Origin of the sequence: Actinotalea soli (assembly GCF_017565425.1) — a bacterium.
Classification (GTDB): Bacteria; Actinomycetota; Actinomycetes; order Actinomycetales; family Cellulomonadaceae; genus Actinotalea; species Actinotalea soli.
Window position 1 is genome coordinate 1 of the sequence record NZ_JAGEMK010000013.1, and the last position, 15,242, is coordinate 15,242.

Consider the following 15,242-nt stretch of genomic DNA (forward strand, 5'->3'; position numbering starts at 1 on the left):
GGGGGGGCGGGGCGGGGGGGGGGGGGGCCCCCCGCCGCCCGCCCGGAGGGTGGTCACTCGGCGACGGTGAACCCCTGCGAGTTCGCGTAGCTCAGGAGGGAGTCCTCGAAGGTCTGCAGCACCTCGGCCGGAGCGGCCTGGCCCTCGACCATCGACTGGAGCACCTGCGTCTGCTGGTCGTAGACGTAGGTCTGGAACGGCGCGAAGGTGAAGCCCTCGTAGCCGGCTGCCGCCTCGAGGAAGACGTCGGCCTGGATCTGCTGGCCGTCGAAGAACTCGTACTCACGGTTCGTGAAGTCGTCGGACTCGAGCACCGGGCGCCACAGCGGGAACAGGGCCGCCTCGCCGATGCCGATCTCCCAGGCGTCCTCGTTGCCGAAGATCTCCTGGGCCACCTGGGCCGAGAGCTCAGGGTTGTCGGCCTGGGTGGTCACGGCGAAGGTCGATCCGCCCCAGTTGATCTGGGTCGGCTCCTCGCCCTCCCACTGCGGGATGGGGGCGGCCCGCCAGATGGCCTCGGCATCGGCGTCCGAGAGCCCCTGGAGGTAGCCCGGGCCCCAGGCAGCAGCGAGGTAGACGGCGTAGGTGCCGTCGACGAGGCTGGTGTTGTAGTCGGCCGTGAAGGCCTCGTCGGTGCTCACCAGGTCCTGCTCGATGAGGTCGTTCCAGTAGGTCAGCACCTCCTCGGCCTCGGGGGTGCTGACGTCGATGCCGATGTCGGTCGGGGACGCGGCGTCGTAGGTGAAGGGCGACCAGCCCTTCTGAGCCATCAGCGCGTGGATGAAGGCGTTGCCGTTGATCGGGAAGTTCGTGATGTAGCCGTCGTAGCCCGCGTCCTTGAGCTCCTGGCCCGCGGTCGCGAACTCCTCCCACGTGGTCGGGACGTCCACGCCGTACTCGTCGAAGATGTCCTGCCGCAGCAGCATGCCCATCGGGCCGCCGTCGACCGGCACCGCGTAGACCGCGTCGCCGCTGCTGACGTCGCTCCACGCGCCCTCGGTGAACTCGTCGGCACGGTCGGCCGCGCCGTACTCGGCGAGGTCGACGAGGGCGTCACGGATGGTGAAGGTCGAGAGCACCTCGGCCTCGAGCATGATGACGTCCGGGGCGCCCGAGCCCGCCTCGATCGCGGTCGAGAAGGCGGTGTACTGGTCGGCGCCCTGGCCGGCGTTGGTCCAGCAGATCTGGACGTCGTCGTGGGTCTCGTTGAACTGGTCGACGACCTGCTCGAAGGCCGGGTACCAGGCCCAGACGCTGACCTGCTCAGCGTCACCGTTCGGGATCGAGTTGGTGCAGGACGACGAGCCACCGCCGCCACCGCCACCGCCCTCACCGTTCCCGCCTGTGCACGCGGCGAGCACGGTGACCACGCCGAGAGCGGCTGCGCCGACGACGGTCCGTCGGCGGGCCGAGCTGCGAATGCCCTGCATGCGAATCCTCCTTGATTCGACCGGAGGCTCGTGCCGTCCGGGAGCTGAGAGACGAGCGGGCGAGGACCCGTGCGTCTACATCGATGCAGAAGTAAGAATGCAACGTTGTAGATCGGGAGTCAAGGCCCAGGGCGAGAACGACCTCCGAAGCTCACGCCGGGCGGTCGTGACCGGCCTCGGTCGACCCCCGGACGACGATCGTGTAGTCCGCGACCACGCGGTGCGGTGCGGCCGCTCCCCGGCTGCTGATCCGCGTCGCGAGCATCTCGACAGCGGTCCGCGCGATCTGCCCGCGGCCCGGGTCGACAGTCGTCAGGCCCGGGTTGGCGTAGGCCCCTTCGTCGATGTCGTCGAAGCCGATCACCGCGACGTCCTCCGGGATGCGCATCCCCCGGAGCTGGAGCTCGTGCATCGCACCGAGGGCGAGCGCGTCGTTGAGGCCGAAGACCGCGTCGGGGCGCACGCCCTTGTCGAGCATGGCGGCCATGGCCTCGGCTCCCGTCGCCCGGTGCCACAGGCCTGCGGCGCCCAGCAGGGCGTCGTCGGGCGCGACCCCGGCTTCGGCGAGGGCGGCGAGATGACCCTCGAGACGCAGACCGGCGGAGCCGACCACCTCGCCGGGGTGCACCCCGATCACGGCGATCCGGCGGCGTCCCAGGCCCAGCAGGTACGCGGTCGCCGCCCGGGCCGCCTCGACGTTGTCCATCGTCACGTGGTCGACCGGGTCGTGGAAGATCCGCTCCCCCAGCAGGACGAGCGGGAAGTCGACGTCGAGACGCGCCTCGTCACCCTCGCCCAGCGCGAGCGGGCTGTAGATCAAGCCGTCCGTGAGGTGCCTCCGGACGCCCGAGAGCACGTCGAGCTCCCGCTCCCGGCGCCCCCCGTGCTGCTCGATGATCACCGTCAGGCCCTGCTCGTCGGCGGACTCGATCACGGCATCGGCGAGCTCGGCGAAGTACGGCAGGCTCAGCTCGGGCAGGGCCAGGGCGATGATGCCCGTCCTCCCGGTCCGCAGGTTCCGCGCGGCCGCGTTGACCTGGTAGTCGAGAGCCTGGATCGCGTCGAGGACTCGCTGCCGCGTGCTCTCCCGGATGTACGGGTAGCCGTTCACGACGTTCGAGACCGTCTTGATCGAGACCCCCGCGCGCTGCGCGACGTCCTGCATGGTTGCCGCCATCGGACCGCCCTCTCGGTGACACGCGCCAGCTCCTCCCCGGGTGCGGGCACGCCGACCGTGGCTGGACCGGCTCGAGCCTACATCGTTGTAGAGGCCCGTGTCCGCCACGACGCGGGATCGAGGTACACCGCGGGCCCGGCACTCACGTGCCGGGCCCGGAGGTCATCGCATCGCCCGGCGACCGGGCAGACGGCTACTTCTTGTTGCGACGCTGGTGACGCGTCTTGCGCAGCAGCTTGCGGTGCTTCTTCTTGGCCATGCGCTTACGGCGCTTCTTGATGACGGAGCCCATGGGTCCTCGCAATGTGATCGGTTCTGCGCGAACCGCGGGCCGGGAGCACCGAACCACTGACGCGCTTGGAAAGTCCGCCGCCCAGTCTACCCGGTCCCGGGACTCCCCGCGTCAGCGGGCCCCGCGACGGTCAGGAGGAGAGGCGGTTGCCCTGGCTCCCCTGCTCGCCCTCGACCGAGGAGGCGGCGAGGTAGGCCTCGAGGGCGTCCTGCGGGACGCGGAAGGAACGACCCACCCGCACCGCGGGCAGCTCGCCACCGTGCACGAGGCGGTAGACGGTCATCCGGGACACGCGCATGGTGTCAGCCACCTCGGCGACCGTCAGGTACCGCATCCGCGGCTCCGGCCCACTGCTCATGCTGCCCCGATCTGGAACCAGTCCGGGGGGCCCTCAGGCGCGCCCGGTTCATTTCGCCACGACCCCTGCCGCAGCGCTGCTCAACCCTAGGGCCTGACGGTGCTGGAGTGAAAGAGGTGAAGGGTGTGACATACCGACGGACGCTCGCGCCCAGGGCAGGATCACCCGTACGGGCCAGGCGCCAGGTTCCGCGGTCCTCAGTCGTACAGGGCGTCGAGGTCGTGGTGGTGGAAGGTCGCCTGGCGGGTGGCCATGATGATCCGGTCCACGAGGTCTCCGGGGTCGTACCCCTCGGACCACAGGCGGGGCAGCACGAGGTCCTCGTCCCCCATGGTCACGGGGCCGGCAGCACCGAGCACCGTCGCGACGTGCTCGAGCCACGCCTCGGGGACCGGCGTGGCCGGGTCGACGGGGTGGTGCGTCGCGACCCCCACCAGGTGGGCCCACGCCCGAGGGACGACCTCGACCACGGCGTAGCCGCCGCCCCCCAGCGCGACCCATCGCCCCTGCGACACCTCGTGCGCGAGGTCGTGCACCATGCCCATCGCCCGGCGCTGGGCGTCCACCGAGACCGCGAGGTTCGTCAGCGGGTCCGACCCGTGCGCGTCGCACCCGTGCTGGCTCACGATCAGCTCGGGCCGGAAGCTCCGCACCAAGGGCTCGACCACCGCGGCGACCGCGCGCAGCCACGGCGTCCCGGTGGTCCCCGAGGGGAGCGCCACGTTCACGGCCCGGCCCCGCGCGTGAGGTCCGCCGACGTCGGTCGGATGACCGGTGCCCGGGAAGAGGGTGTGCCCGCTCTCGTGGACCGAGATGGTGAGCACCCGCGGGTCGTCCCAGAACGCGCGCTCGACGCCGTCCCCGTGGTGGGCGTCGACGTCCACGTACGCGACCCGTTCGGCGCCCGCCTCGAGCACCGCACGTATCGCGGCGACCGCGTCGTTGTACACGCAGAACCCCGAGGCGTGGTCGACCATGGCGTGATGCATGCCACCGGTGAGGTTGACCGCGTGGTCCGCTCTGGCCTGCCAGACGGCCAGGGCCGCCTCGACGCTGCCCGTCACCACCCGGGCCGCGGCCTCGTGCATGCCGGGGAAGACGGGGTCGTCGCTCGTCCCGAGGCCGTGGACCAGGTCGAGCTTCCCGTGCAGCGAGGCGGCGCGCACGGCGGCGACGTAGCCCGGGGCGTGGGCCGTCTCGAGGAGGGCGTCCGGGGCGGGGGCCGCTCCGACGAGCTCGACGCCGGGGAGCGTGGTCAGACCCAGGTCCTCCACGAGACGCATCGTGAGGTCCAGGCGCAGCGGCGCCATGGGGTGGCCGTCACCGAAGTCGTAGCCCAGCATCTCCGTGGACCACACGAGGCGGGTGCGGTGCGGGCCCGGCGAGGTCATGCCTCACCGTAGCCGGAGGTCGGGCAGACGCGCGGGCCACGCCGCCCGCGGAGGCCGCCGGTACGCCGCGGACGTGCCAGAGTTGGACGTCGGTCACCGGGACCGTCGGACGCAGCGAGAGCGGGAGGTGCGGGGTGGCACTGCCGCGGCCCTTGCTCCTCGCGCGCGAGATGGTCGACCAGGTCGCCCGACAGACGCCCGCCCGCCTGGCCCTGACGGTCTTCGCGAGCGTCATCGCGGTCTTCACGGCCCTGCTGCTCACCCCGCAGGCCACCGCCAGCGGACGGTCGGCCCCGTTCGTCGACGCGCTCTTCACCGCGACCTCCGCGGTGTGCGTCACCGGGCTGGTCACGGTCGACACCGGCACCTACTGGTCGGGGTTCGGCCAGACGGTCATCCTCGTCGGGATCAAGGTCGGCGGCCTGGGCGTGATGACCCTGGCCTCCTTGCTCGGTGTCGCCGTCTCGCGGCACATGGGCCTGACCCAGCGCATGCTGACCGCCCGGGAGACGCGCACCACCAAGCTCGGCGAGGTCGGCACCCTGCTGCGCACCGTGATCCTCGCCTCGACCGCCGTCGAGCTCGCGGCAGCCCTGGTCCTCGTGCCGCGGTTCCTCTACCTCGGGTACGACACGATCACCTCGTTCTGGTGGGGCATCTTCTACGCGATCTCGGCCTTCAACAACGCCGGGTTCGTGCCCAACGCCGAGGGGATGGTCCCGTTCACCGGGGACGCCCTCATCGAGATCCCGGTCATGGTCGGGGTGTTCATCGGCTCCCTCGGCTTCCCGGTGATCCTCAACGTGGCCCGCACGTGGAGCACCCCGCGGCGCTGGGCCCTGCACACGAAGCTCACCATCCTCACCTCCGGGGTCCTGTTCGTCGTGGGTGCCCTCGTGATCGGGGCGTCCGAGTGGAACCGCACCGCGACCTACGGCGACCTGAGCTGGTCGAGCAAGCTGCTCAACACGGTCTTCGCGAGCGTCAACACCCGCTCGGGCGGCTTCAGCACGGTGCCCGTGAGCGAGATGAACGAGACCACGTGGCTGGTGAGCGACGCCCTGATGTTCGTGGGCGGGGGCAGTGCCTCGACCGCGGGAGGCCTCAAGGTCACCACCCTGGCGGTGCTCTTCCTCGCGATCCGCGCCGAGGCGCGGGGCGACCGGGACCTGGAGGCCTTCGGGCGCCGGCTCCAGCACGACATCGTGCGCGTCGCGATCGCGGTCTCCTTCATGGCCGCGACGATCGTGCTGGTCGCGACCCTGCTGCTGCTCGAGATCACCGGCCTGAGCCTCGACGTCGTCCTCTTCGAGACGATCAGCGCCTTCGCGACCTGCGGGCTGAGCACCGGGATCACCGCTGACCTGCCCGACAGCGCCAAGTACATCCTGTCGGTCCTGATGTTCGTCGGCCGTACCGGACCCATGACCCTCGCGGGGGCGCTCGCCCTGCGCGACCGTCAGCGCGTGGTCCGCCTACCGGAAGAGAGGCCCATCGTTGGCTGAGGACAAGAGCAAGAACGCAGGGGTGCTGGTGATCGGCCTCGGCCGCTTCGGCGGCGCGATCGCCAACACCCTCGACCGGCTGGGGCACGACGTGCTCGCGGTCGAGAAGTCGGCGGACCTGGTCCAGTACTGGTCAGGTCGCGTCCCGGTGATCGAGGCCGACCTGACCAACCCCGACGCCGTCGAGCAGGTCGGTGCGCGGGACTTCCGTGTCGCCGTCGTCGGGGTCGGCACCTCCCTCGAGGCGAGCGTGCTCATCACCGGGAACCTCGTGGACATCGGCGTGCCGCAGATCTGGGCCAAGGCGGTCTCCGTCGAGCACGCGCGCATCCTGCAGCGCATCGGCGCTCACCACGTGGTCCTGCCCGAGGCGGACGCCGGCAACCGGGTCGCGCACCTGGTCTCGGGGAAGCTGCTCGACTACATCGAGGTCGAGGACGGGTTCACGATCGTCAAGATGCGCCCCCCGCACGAGACCCAGGGCTTCACGATCGGCCAGTCGCAGATCCGCAAGAAGTACGGCGTGACGGTCATCGGGGTCAAGCCCCCGGGCGAGGAGTTCGTGTACGCCACGGAGGAGACCCGGATCTCGGCCAACGACCTGCTCATCGTGTCGGGGCACGCCGACCTCCTCGAGAGGTTCGCCGCTCGGCCGTAGGTGGGCTCACGGGCAGGGCCCGGCCGTCGGTGGGCTCACGGGCAGGGCCCGGCCGTCGGGTGGCCGCTCAGGTGCCGAGGTAGCGGCCCGGCCGGTGGTTCATGATGAGGACCAGGTTGAGCAGGGCCGCGCCGAGGGCCGAGGCCGCGACGATCCCGGGGGGCGCCACCGTCAGGGCCGCCAGGATGATCACCACGTCGCACCCGAGCTGGACGTAACCCGCGCGGATGCCCCACACGTCCTGCACCACGAGGGCCAACGTGTTGAACCCGCCCATGCTCGCGTTGTGCCGAAAGAGGATGAGCATCCCCACGCCGGCGAGCAGGCTCCCGGTCAGGGCGCCGTAGAGGGGTGGCACGGACGCGAGGTCGAGCATCTGGCCGTGGAGCTCGGAGCCGCCGCCCACGAGCCCGATCGCGACCAAGGTCCGCGCCCCGAAGGCCCAGCCCCGCTTCCACGTGCCCAGAGCCAGGAACGGCAGGTTCACCAGGAGGAACAGGAGCCAGAACGGCAGCCCCGCGGCGTAGCCGAGGAGCAGGGACAGGCCGGCCGTCCCTCCGGTGACCGCACCGCCCGCGTCCAGGAGAGCCACGCCGAGGGCCGCGAGGTAGGTGCCCAGCAGGGTCGCGACGACGTCCTCGACCCAGGAGTGCGGGAGGGGGCTGAGACCCGACGGGCCGGCGGGGGCCCCTTCGGCTCCGGTGCTCGGGCTGGCTCCGGGAACCCGGCTGGCTCCGGGGACCGGGCGCTCGTCGGCGCCGGGCCCCTCCTCGGGGACGCTCGGGGGGCGGGGGGCCGAGGGGCTCGTTCTGCTCACGGGCCCGATGGAACCACACCGTGCGGACTCCCTGCGCCCCCGCACGGCCGGGCCGGGCGGGCATGCCGAAGGGCCCGGTCCGCCTCGAGGCGGGCCGGGCCCTTCGGGTCCGTCAGCGCGTAGGGCGCGGACCGCTGGTCAGCGGGTGCCCGCCCGACGCTTGTTGTAGACGTCGAAGGCGACGGCCAGGAGCAGGACCAGACCCTTGACGACCTGCTGGGCCGACTGGTCGACACCCATGAGCTGCATGCCGTTGCTCATGACGGCCATGATCAGACCACCGATCATGGCCCCGGTCACCCGCCCCACACCACCGGTCACCGCGGCGCCACCGATGAAGCAGGCGGCGATCGCATCGAGCTCGAACATGTTTCCTGCGCCCGGCTGCGCGCCGTTCGACCGCGAGGAGTAGACGATGCCCGCGATGCTCGCGAGGAAGCCGATGTTGACGAAGATGAAGAAGTTGACCTTCCGCACCTTGACGCCTGAGAGCTGCGCGGCGCTGAGGTTGCCACCGATCGCGTAGACGTGACGGCCGAAGACCGTCTTCTGCGTCACCAGCGTGTAGATGAGGATCAGCGCGGCGAGCAGGATCAGCACGTTCGGCAGACCACGGCTCTGGGCGAGCTGGTAGGCAAACCACATGACGACCGCGGCGACGAGCACGATCTTGAGGATGAAGAGCGGGAAGGCCTCGACGGCCTGCTGGTAGGCGATCTTCGCCTGGCGGGCACGGAACTGGCTGATCGCGTAGCCGACGACGGCGATCGCGAAGACCACCAGGGTGAAGACGTCGTAGCCCGGGCCACCGAACAGGCCGTTCTGGAAGCCGTTGGCGATGAGGTAGTACGAGCCGCCGAAGGGGGACAGCGAGATGTTGTCGAGGACCTCGTAGGTCAGGCCACGGAACACGAGCATGCCGGCCAGGGTCACGATGAAGGCCGGGATCCCGACGAAGGCGACCCAGAACCCCTGCCAGGCCCCCGCGAGGAGACCGACCACCATCGCGGCCAGCACACCCATCCACCACGGGTTCCCGTTGGCGATGACCACGGTGGCGGAGACCGCCCCGGTCAGGGCGACCAACGAGCCGACCGACAGGTCGATGTGCCCCGCGATGATCACGATGACCATCCCGATCGCGAGGATCAGGATGTAGGAGTACTGCAGGACGATGTTGGTCAGGTTCCCCGGGCTCAGGAAGTTCGGGTTGAGCAGGGAGAAGAGCACCACGATCGCGATGAACGCGATGAAGATGCCGCTCTGCCGCAGGTTCCGGGTGACGAGCTCCCGTACGTCGGCGATGCCGGTCATTGCACCTGGTCCTTTTCCATCGTCATGAGTTCCATGAGGCTCTCCTGCGTGGCACCGCCGGCAGGGACCTCTCCGGTCATCCGCCCGAAGGCGAGGGTGTAGATGCGGTCGCAGATGCCGAGCAGCTCGGGCAGCTCGGAGGAGATCACCACGACCGCCTTCCCTGCGGCGACCATCCGGTTGATGATCGTGTAGATCTCGTACTTGGCCCCGACGTCGATCCCACGGGTGGGCTCGTCGACGATCAGCACGTCAGGGTCGGTGTAGAGCCACTTGCTCAGCACGACCTTCTGCTGGTTGCCGCCCGAGAGCTTGCCGACCACCGAGAGCACGCTGGGAGCCTTGATGTTCAGGCTCTCGCGGTACTCTCCCGCGATCTTCAGCTCCTCGTTGCCGTTGACCCAGCCGCGCTTCGACAGCTTGCCCAGACCTGCCGAGGAGATGTTGCGGCGGATGTCCTCGATGAGGTTGAGCCCGTAGCGCTTGCGGTCCTCGGTGGCGTACGCGAGCCCGTGGGAGATCGCCTCGGAGACGTTGCGGACCTGGATCCGCTCGCCGCGCAGGTAGATCTCGCCGCTGATGTCGCGCCCGTAGCTGCGACCGAAGATGCTCATCGCCAGCTCGGTACGCCCGGCGCCCATGAGGCCCGCGATACCGACGACCTCGCCCGCCTTGACGTTGAAGGAGGCATCCCGGACGACGACGCGGTCGTGCTGGGTCGGGTGGTGCACGGTCCAGTTCTCGACCCGCAGCACCTCCTCGCCGATCTCGGGCGTGCGGTGGGGGTAGCGCTGCTCGAGGTCGCGGCCGACCATGCCCTTGATGATCCGGTCCTGGGTGGACGCCGGGTCCTTCATGTCGATGGTCTCGATGGTCCGGCCGTCACGGATGATCGTGGTGCGGTCGGCGATGTCGGCGATCTCGTTGAGCTTGTGGGAGATCATGATCGAGGTGATCCCCTGGCCCTTGAGGTGGCGCAGCAGGTCGAGCAGGTGGGCCGAGTCGGTGTCGTTGAGCGCAGCGGTCGGCTCGTCGAGGATGAGGAGCTTGACCTTCTTGGAGAGCGCCTTGGCGATCTCGATGAGCTGCTGCTTGCCGACCCCGAGCTGGTTGATGGGGGTGGTGGGGTTCTCGCGCAGGCCCACGCGGGCGAGCAGCTTGGCCGCCTCGGAGTTCGTGTGGTTCCAGTCGATCATGCCGCCGCGGCCGCGCTGCTCGTTGCCGAGGAAGATGTTCTCGGCCACCGAGAGGTAGGGGATGAGCGCGAGCTCCTGGTGGATGATCACGATGCCCTTGGCCTCGGAGTCGTTGATCGTCCCGAACTTGGCGTGCTCGCCCTCGAAGTAGATGTCCCCGGTGTAGGTGCCGTGCGGGTACACGCCCGAGAGCACCTTCATCAGGGTCGACTTGCCGGCGCCGTTCTCGCCGCAGATCGCGTGGATCTCCCCGCGCTCGACCTCGAGGGTGACGTCCTGCAGAGCCTTCACGCCGGGGAAGGTCTTGGTGATGCTGCGCATCTCCAGAATGTTGTTGCTCATCGGCCTCAGTCCTCGATTCTCGTGGGCCGCGCTGGCGGGGCCGATCCGGCCCGGCGGTGGGGGGACCGCCGGGCCGGATCGGGGCTTGCGTTGGTCAGGCCTGGCCCGACTCGACCTGCTCCTCGGTCCAGTAACCGCTGTCGACGAGCAGCTCCGTGATGTTGCCCTCGTAGACGATGTCCGACTCGAGCAGGTACGACGGGACGATCTTGACCCCGTTGTCGTAGCTCTCGGTGTCGTTCGCCTCGGGCTCCTCACCCGCGAGGAAGGACTGGGCCGAGACGACGGCCTGGTCCGCGAGCTTGCGGGTGTCCTTGAAGATCGTCGCGAACTGCGTGCCGTCGGCGATCAGCTTGACCGAGGCGATCTCGGCGTCCTGGCCGGAGACGACCGGCAGCCCCTCCTCGATCGTGGCCGGGTAGCCACCGGTGCCCTGGAGGGCCGTGATGATGCCTCGCGACAGGCCGTCGTAGGGCGACAGCACGCCGTGCAGCTCGGTGCCACCGCTGTACGCCGAGGTCAGGAGGTCCTCCATACGACGCTGGGCGGTCTCCTGCTGCCAGCGCAGGATGGCGGCCTGCTCGAACTCCGTCTGGCCCGAGGGGACCTCGAGGGTGCCGTCCTCCATGTAGGGCTCGAGGACGGACATCGCGCCGTCCCAGAAGAAGGTCGCGTTGTTGTCGTCGGGCGAGCCGGCGAAGAGCTCGACGTTGAACGGGCCCTCGGCGTCGCCCTCCGAGCCGTCCTCGTTGAGGACACCCAGGCCCACGAGCAGCGAGGTCGCCTGCTGAACGCCGACCTCGAAGTTGTCGAAGGTGACGTAGAAGTCGACGTTCTCGCTGTCGTTGATCAGCCGGTCGTAGGCGATGACCGGGATGTTCGCGGCCGCCGCGGCGTCGAGCTGACCCGTGAGGGCCGTGCCGTCGATCGCCGCGATGATGAGCAGGTCCACGCCCTGCGTGATCATCTGGTCGATCTGCTGCGACTGGGTGGGGATGTCGTCGTTGGCGAACTGCAGGTCGACGTCGTAGCCCGCGCCCTCGAGCCCGGCCAGGACGGCGTTGCCGTCCGCGATCCAGCGCTCGGAGGTCTGGGTCGGCATCGCGACACCGATCGTGCCGCCCTCGACGGCGTCGCCGCCCTCGGAGCCGCCGCCGGTGTCCGTGCCCGTGTCGCCCGCGCCTTCGCCACCGCAAGCGGCAAGGCCCATCGCGAGCGTCAGTCCTGCCGCGACTGCGGCAAACTTCTTGGTGCTCATGTCTCCTCCTCGAGAACGTGCATCTTCCTGATGTGGACTGATCTGGGCGGTTCCCTGATCGGTCCGGGCGACCTGACCGAACCGGTCAGGAAGTTCTGTGGGTCCTGCTGCTCGGCCTACTCGACACGGACGAGGTCCACGCCGCGGCGTCTGAGCCGCCGCATCTCCTCCTCGGGCGCCGAGGTCCCGGTGAGCACCGTGTCGATCTGGTCGGTCGTCGCGACCCGGCCGAGGTGGACCTGGCCGAGCTTGGAGCCGTCCGCCACGACCACCGTGCGCTCCGCGGCGCGGATCATCGCCTGCTTGACCTCGGCCTCGGGCAGGTTCAGGTTGGTCACGCCGTGCTCGGCGTCGACCCCGTTGCAGCCCACGATCGCGAGATCCACGCGCAGGCCCTCGAGCAGGGTCGTCGCCATCGGGTTCACCAGCGAGTGCTGCAGCCGACGCAGGGTGCCCCCCGTGACGACGACGTCGAGCCTGCCCACAGCCGCCTCGAGCTCGAGGGCCACGCTGAGGCCGTTCGTGACGACCGTGACGCCCTCGAGGTCGGTCCGGGCGACGAGGGCGCGGGCCACGGCCGTGGTCGTGGTGCCGACGTCGAGCAGGAGGCTCGTGCCCGGGGCCACGAGGGCCGCGGCCGCGATGCCGATGCGCTGCTTCTCGCCGGCGAACTCGACGGTGGACTCCTCGAAGGAGGGCTCTGACCGGATCCCGCGCGGGGGGGCCATCGCTCCCCCGCGGACGCGACGGACGGAGTGGGAGATCTCCAGGGCGGCGAGGTCGGCACGGACCGTGACGTCGGAGATGCCGAAGGCTTCGGACAGGTCGGCGACACGCACGAACTCGCGTTCGGCGATCACCTGGAGCATGCGCGCACGGCGGACCGTGACGGGCAGCTGCTCTGCCTCTTCCTTGAGCACGCCCCTACCTTCGGGGCTGGAGCAACCTTGCGTCAACTTCTTGAAGACAACTTTTGATTGCGAAACAGTAACGGTGGACGTGGCGACCTGCCGGCGGGCCCTAGGTCCCCTGCCGTCGCCTCCGCGCGGCCCGTCCGACCGTGTCACCCGTTTGCGCTAACGCAGGTCATGGCCCCTTTGACCCCCGCGCACCGGCGCCGGAGACACCGGCGACGCACGGCCCCCTTCTGGTTCCGAAACCAGCGAGGGCTCCCGGCAGGGCACGTGCCCTGCCGGGAGCCCCCTCCCCGGCGCAGCGCCGGGGCCCTGCTCCGCCTCAGAAGCCCTGCGCGAGCCGGTAGTACGCGTGGTTCCAGCGGATCTCCTGGGCGAACCCGCGCGAGGTGGTGGACTCGTCGATCACGAGCAGCTCGGTCCGGGCGATGTCGGCGAAGTCCGCGAAGGCCTCGACGCCGACCTGGGTCGACAGCACCGTGTGGTGAGCGGCCCCCGCCATGAGCCAGGCCTCGGCCGAGGTGGCGAAGTCGGGCTGGGGCTTCCACACGGCCCGCGCCACGGGCAGGTTCGGCAGCTCCTCGTCGGGCGGGACGATGTCGACCGCGTTGGCGGTGAGCCGGAACCGGTCGCGCATGTCCGACAGCGCCACCACGACCCCCGGGCCGGAGTCGGTGTCGAAGACCAGGCGGACCGGGTCCTCCTTGCCGCCGATGCCCAGGGGGTGCACCTCGAGGCTCGGCCGTGAGGTGGTCAGGGTGGGGCAGATCTCGAGCATGTGGGCGCCCAGGATCTTCTCGTCCCCCGGCACCATGTCGTAGGTGTAGTCCTCCATGAGGGAGGCCCCGCCGGGCAGGCCCTCACCCATGACCTTGGCCGCGCGCACCAGGATCGCGGTCTTCCAGTCCCCCTCGGCCCCGAAGCCGTAGCCCTGGGCCATGAGCCGCTGGACCGCGAGGCCCGGGAGCTGACGCAGGGCACCGAGGTCCTCGAAGGTCGTGGTGAACGCGGTCGCGCCGATCTCACCCAGCAGGGCCAGGAGCGCGAGCTCCTGCTTGGCCCCGTAGCGCAGGGAGTCGTGCCGGTCCCCACCCGCCCGCAGCTCGGCCGCGACGTCGTAGGTGTCCTCGTACTCGGTCACCAGGGAGTCGACCGCGGAGTCCTCGACCGCGTCGACCGCGGCGACCAGGTCGTTGACCCCCCACGTGTTGACGCTCACCCCGAAGCGCAGCTCGGCCTCGGTCTTGTCCCCCTCGGTGACGGCGACGTTGCGCATGTTGTCACCGAAGCGGGCGAGCTTGAGCTCGTGGGTCGCGGCCCACCCCGCGGCGGCCCGCGCCCAGGTGCCCACCTTCTGCTGCACGGCCGGGTTCGAGACGTGCCCGACGACGGTCTTGCGGGCCACGCCGAGCCTCGACTGGATGTAGCCGAACTCACGGTCGCCGTGCGCGGCCTGGTTGAGGTTCATGAAGTCCATGTCGATCGTCGACCACGGCAGCTCGACGTTCGCCTGCGTGTGCAGGTGCAGCAGCGGCGTGCGCAGGGCGTCGAGGCCCGCGATCCACATCTTCGCCGGGGAGAAGGTGTGCATCCAGGCGATGACGCCGATGCACGCGTCCGAGGCGTTGGCCTCGAGGGCCATCCGGCGGATCGAGTCGGACTCCTTGAGGACGGGCTTCCAGACGATCTTGACGGGGACCGCGTCGGCGGCCTCGAGCTCGCGGGCGATCGCCTGGGACTGCTCGGCGACCTGGCGGAGCGTGTCCTCGCCGTAGAGGTCCTGGCTGCCGGTGCAGAACCAGACCTCGCGGTCGGCATAGGGCTTGGTCATGGGGACTCCTTCGTCACGTACGGGGTGAGGTCGAGGGCTCAGGGGCGCGGCCGGTCAGCGGCCGTAGACGTTCTGGTAGCGGTCGTAGAGGCGGTCGACGTCCTCCTGCGGGATCGGCAGCGGGTCGCCGAGCTGGCGCGAGATGTGGACGGTCCGCGCGACCTCCTCGACCATGACCGCGGCCTTGACCGCCGCCTTGGCGTCCTTGCCGATGGTGAACGGGCCGTGGTTCTGCATGAGGACCGCCGGGCTGCGGGACTCGCGCAGGGTCTCGACGATGCCGCGGCCGATCGAGTCGTCGCCGATCAGCGCGAAGGGCCCGATGGGGATGTCCCCGCCGAACTCGTCGGCCATCATCGTCAGCACGCAGGGCACCGGCTCGGCCCGCGCCGCCCAGGCCGTGGCGTAGGTCGAGTGGGTGTGCACCACGCCGTTGACCTCGGGCATGTGGCGGTAGACGTAGGCGTGGGCAGCCGTGTCCGAGGAGGGCGACCGGTCGCCGTCCACCAGGGTGCCGTCGAGGTCGCAGACCACCATCGACTCGGGGGTCAGCTCGTCGTAGGTGACCCCGCTGGGCTTGATGACGAAGAGGTCGGCGGTGCTCAGGCGCTGCGAGACGTTGCCCGCCGTCCACACCACCAGCTCCCAGCGAGGCAGCTCGGCGTGCAGCCGGCTCACGAGCTCACGGACCCGCGCGACCTCCTCGTGGACCTCGGGCCCGAAGGCGTCCAGACCAGTCATCCCATCGTCTCCTTCGTC

At 70.1% G+C, this 15,242-nt stretch carries 14 protein-coding genes; 2 read left to right on the forward strand and 12 right to left on the reverse strand.

Annotated features, from left to right (window positions below; translation table 11 throughout):
• Positions 1-53: 53 nt before the first annotated feature.
• From J4G33_RS16555 to J4G33_RS16575, 5 genes are all read right to left on the reverse strand, one after another.
• Positions 54-1,430: an ABC transporter substrate-binding protein gene (locus tag J4G33_RS16555; protein WP_208057111.1), complete on the reverse strand. Its 1,377-nt coding sequence runs from the start codon at positions 1,428-1,430 to the stop codon at positions 54-56.
• 151 nt (positions 1,431-1,581) lie between these two features.
• Positions 1,582-2,607 (reverse strand): LacI family DNA-binding transcriptional regulator, encoded by a 1,026-nt coding sequence (locus tag J4G33_RS16560; RefSeq protein ID WP_208057112.1) that lies wholly within the window; start codon positions 2,605-2,607, stop codon positions 1,582-1,584.
• Positions 2,608-2,800: 193 nt separating this feature from the next.
• Positions 2,801-2,899 carry a 30S ribosomal protein bS22 gene (locus tag J4G33_RS16565; RefSeq protein WP_003792170.1) on the reverse strand — a complete coding sequence of 33 codons (99 nt, stop codon included), beginning with the start codon at positions 2,897-2,899 and terminating at the stop codon, positions 2,801-2,803.
• A 130-nt stretch (positions 2,900-3,029) separates the two neighbouring features.
• Entirely contained in the window at positions 3,030-3,233 is a 204-nt protein-coding gene (locus tag J4G33_RS16570; RefSeq protein ID WP_243759298.1) for a helix-turn-helix domain-containing protein, read from the reverse strand.
• A 221-nt stretch (positions 3,234-3,454) separates the two neighbouring features.
• Positions 3,455-4,648, reverse strand: coding sequence for an acetoin utilization protein AcuC (locus tag J4G33_RS16575; RefSeq protein WP_208057114.1), 1,194 nt, complete (start codon positions 4,646-4,648; stop codon positions 3,455-3,457).
• Positions 4,649-4,818: 170 nt separating this feature from the next.
• Between J4G33_RS16575 and J4G33_RS16580 the strand changes: the two genes are divergently transcribed.
• Positions 4,819-6,153, forward strand: a complete 1,335-nt coding sequence (locus J4G33_RS16580; protein WP_208057146.1) for a TrkH family potassium uptake protein — start codon at positions 4,819-4,821, stop codon at positions 6,151-6,153.
• Positions 6,146-6,811: a potassium channel family protein gene (locus J4G33_RS16585; protein ID WP_208057115.1), complete on the forward strand. Its 666-nt coding sequence runs from the start codon at positions 6,146-6,148 to the stop codon at positions 6,809-6,811. The genes J4G33_RS16580 and J4G33_RS16585 overlap by 8 nt, the downstream gene beginning before the upstream one ends.
• 67 nt (positions 6,812-6,878) lie before the next feature.
• Here J4G33_RS16585 and J4G33_RS16590 read toward each other — a convergent pair whose 3' ends face one another.
• The 7 genes from J4G33_RS16590 to J4G33_RS16620 form a co-directional block, all read right to left on the reverse strand.
• Positions 6,879-7,628 carry a YitT family protein gene (locus tag J4G33_RS16590; RefSeq protein WP_208057116.1) on the reverse strand — a complete coding sequence of 250 codons (750 nt, stop codon included), beginning with the start codon at positions 7,626-7,628 and terminating at the stop codon, positions 6,879-6,881.
• A gap of 138 nt (positions 7,629-7,766) precedes the next feature.
• Complete coding sequence (mmsB, locus tag J4G33_RS16595; RefSeq protein WP_208057117.1) at positions 7,767-8,942, reverse strand: multiple monosaccharide ABC transporter permease; 1,176 nt, start codon at positions 8,940-8,942, stop codon at positions 7,767-7,769.
• Positions 8,939-10,480, reverse strand: coding sequence for a multiple monosaccharide ABC transporter ATP-binding protein (gene mmsA / locus J4G33_RS16600; RefSeq protein WP_208057118.1), 1,542 nt, complete (start codon positions 10,478-10,480; stop codon positions 8,939-8,941). The genes mmsB and mmsA overlap by 4 nt, the downstream gene beginning before the upstream one ends.
• 94 nt (positions 10,481-10,574) lie before the next feature.
• Positions 10,575-11,738 carry a multiple monosaccharide ABC transporter substrate-binding protein gene (chvE, locus tag J4G33_RS16605; protein ID WP_208057119.1) on the reverse strand — a complete coding sequence of 388 codons (1,164 nt, stop codon included), beginning with the start codon at positions 11,736-11,738 and terminating at the stop codon, positions 10,575-10,577.
• A gap of 116 nt (positions 11,739-11,854) precedes the next feature.
• A complete protein-coding gene (locus tag J4G33_RS16610; RefSeq protein WP_307793975.1) occupies positions 11,855-12,658 on the reverse strand; it encodes a DeoR/GlpR family DNA-binding transcription regulator in 804 nt (267 codons plus the stop codon).
• A 316-nt stretch (positions 12,659-12,974) separates the two neighbouring features.
• Complete coding sequence (gene araA, locus J4G33_RS16615) at positions 12,975-14,483, reverse strand: L-arabinose isomerase (protein WP_208057120.1); 1,509 nt, start codon at positions 14,481-14,483, stop codon at positions 12,975-12,977.
• Positions 14,484-14,537: 54 nt separating this feature from the next.
• A complete protein-coding gene (locus J4G33_RS16620; RefSeq protein WP_208057121.1) occupies positions 14,538-15,224 on the reverse strand; it encodes an L-ribulose-5-phosphate 4-epimerase in 687 nt (228 codons plus the stop codon).
• Between the last annotated feature and the right edge of the window lie 18 nt (positions 15,225-15,242).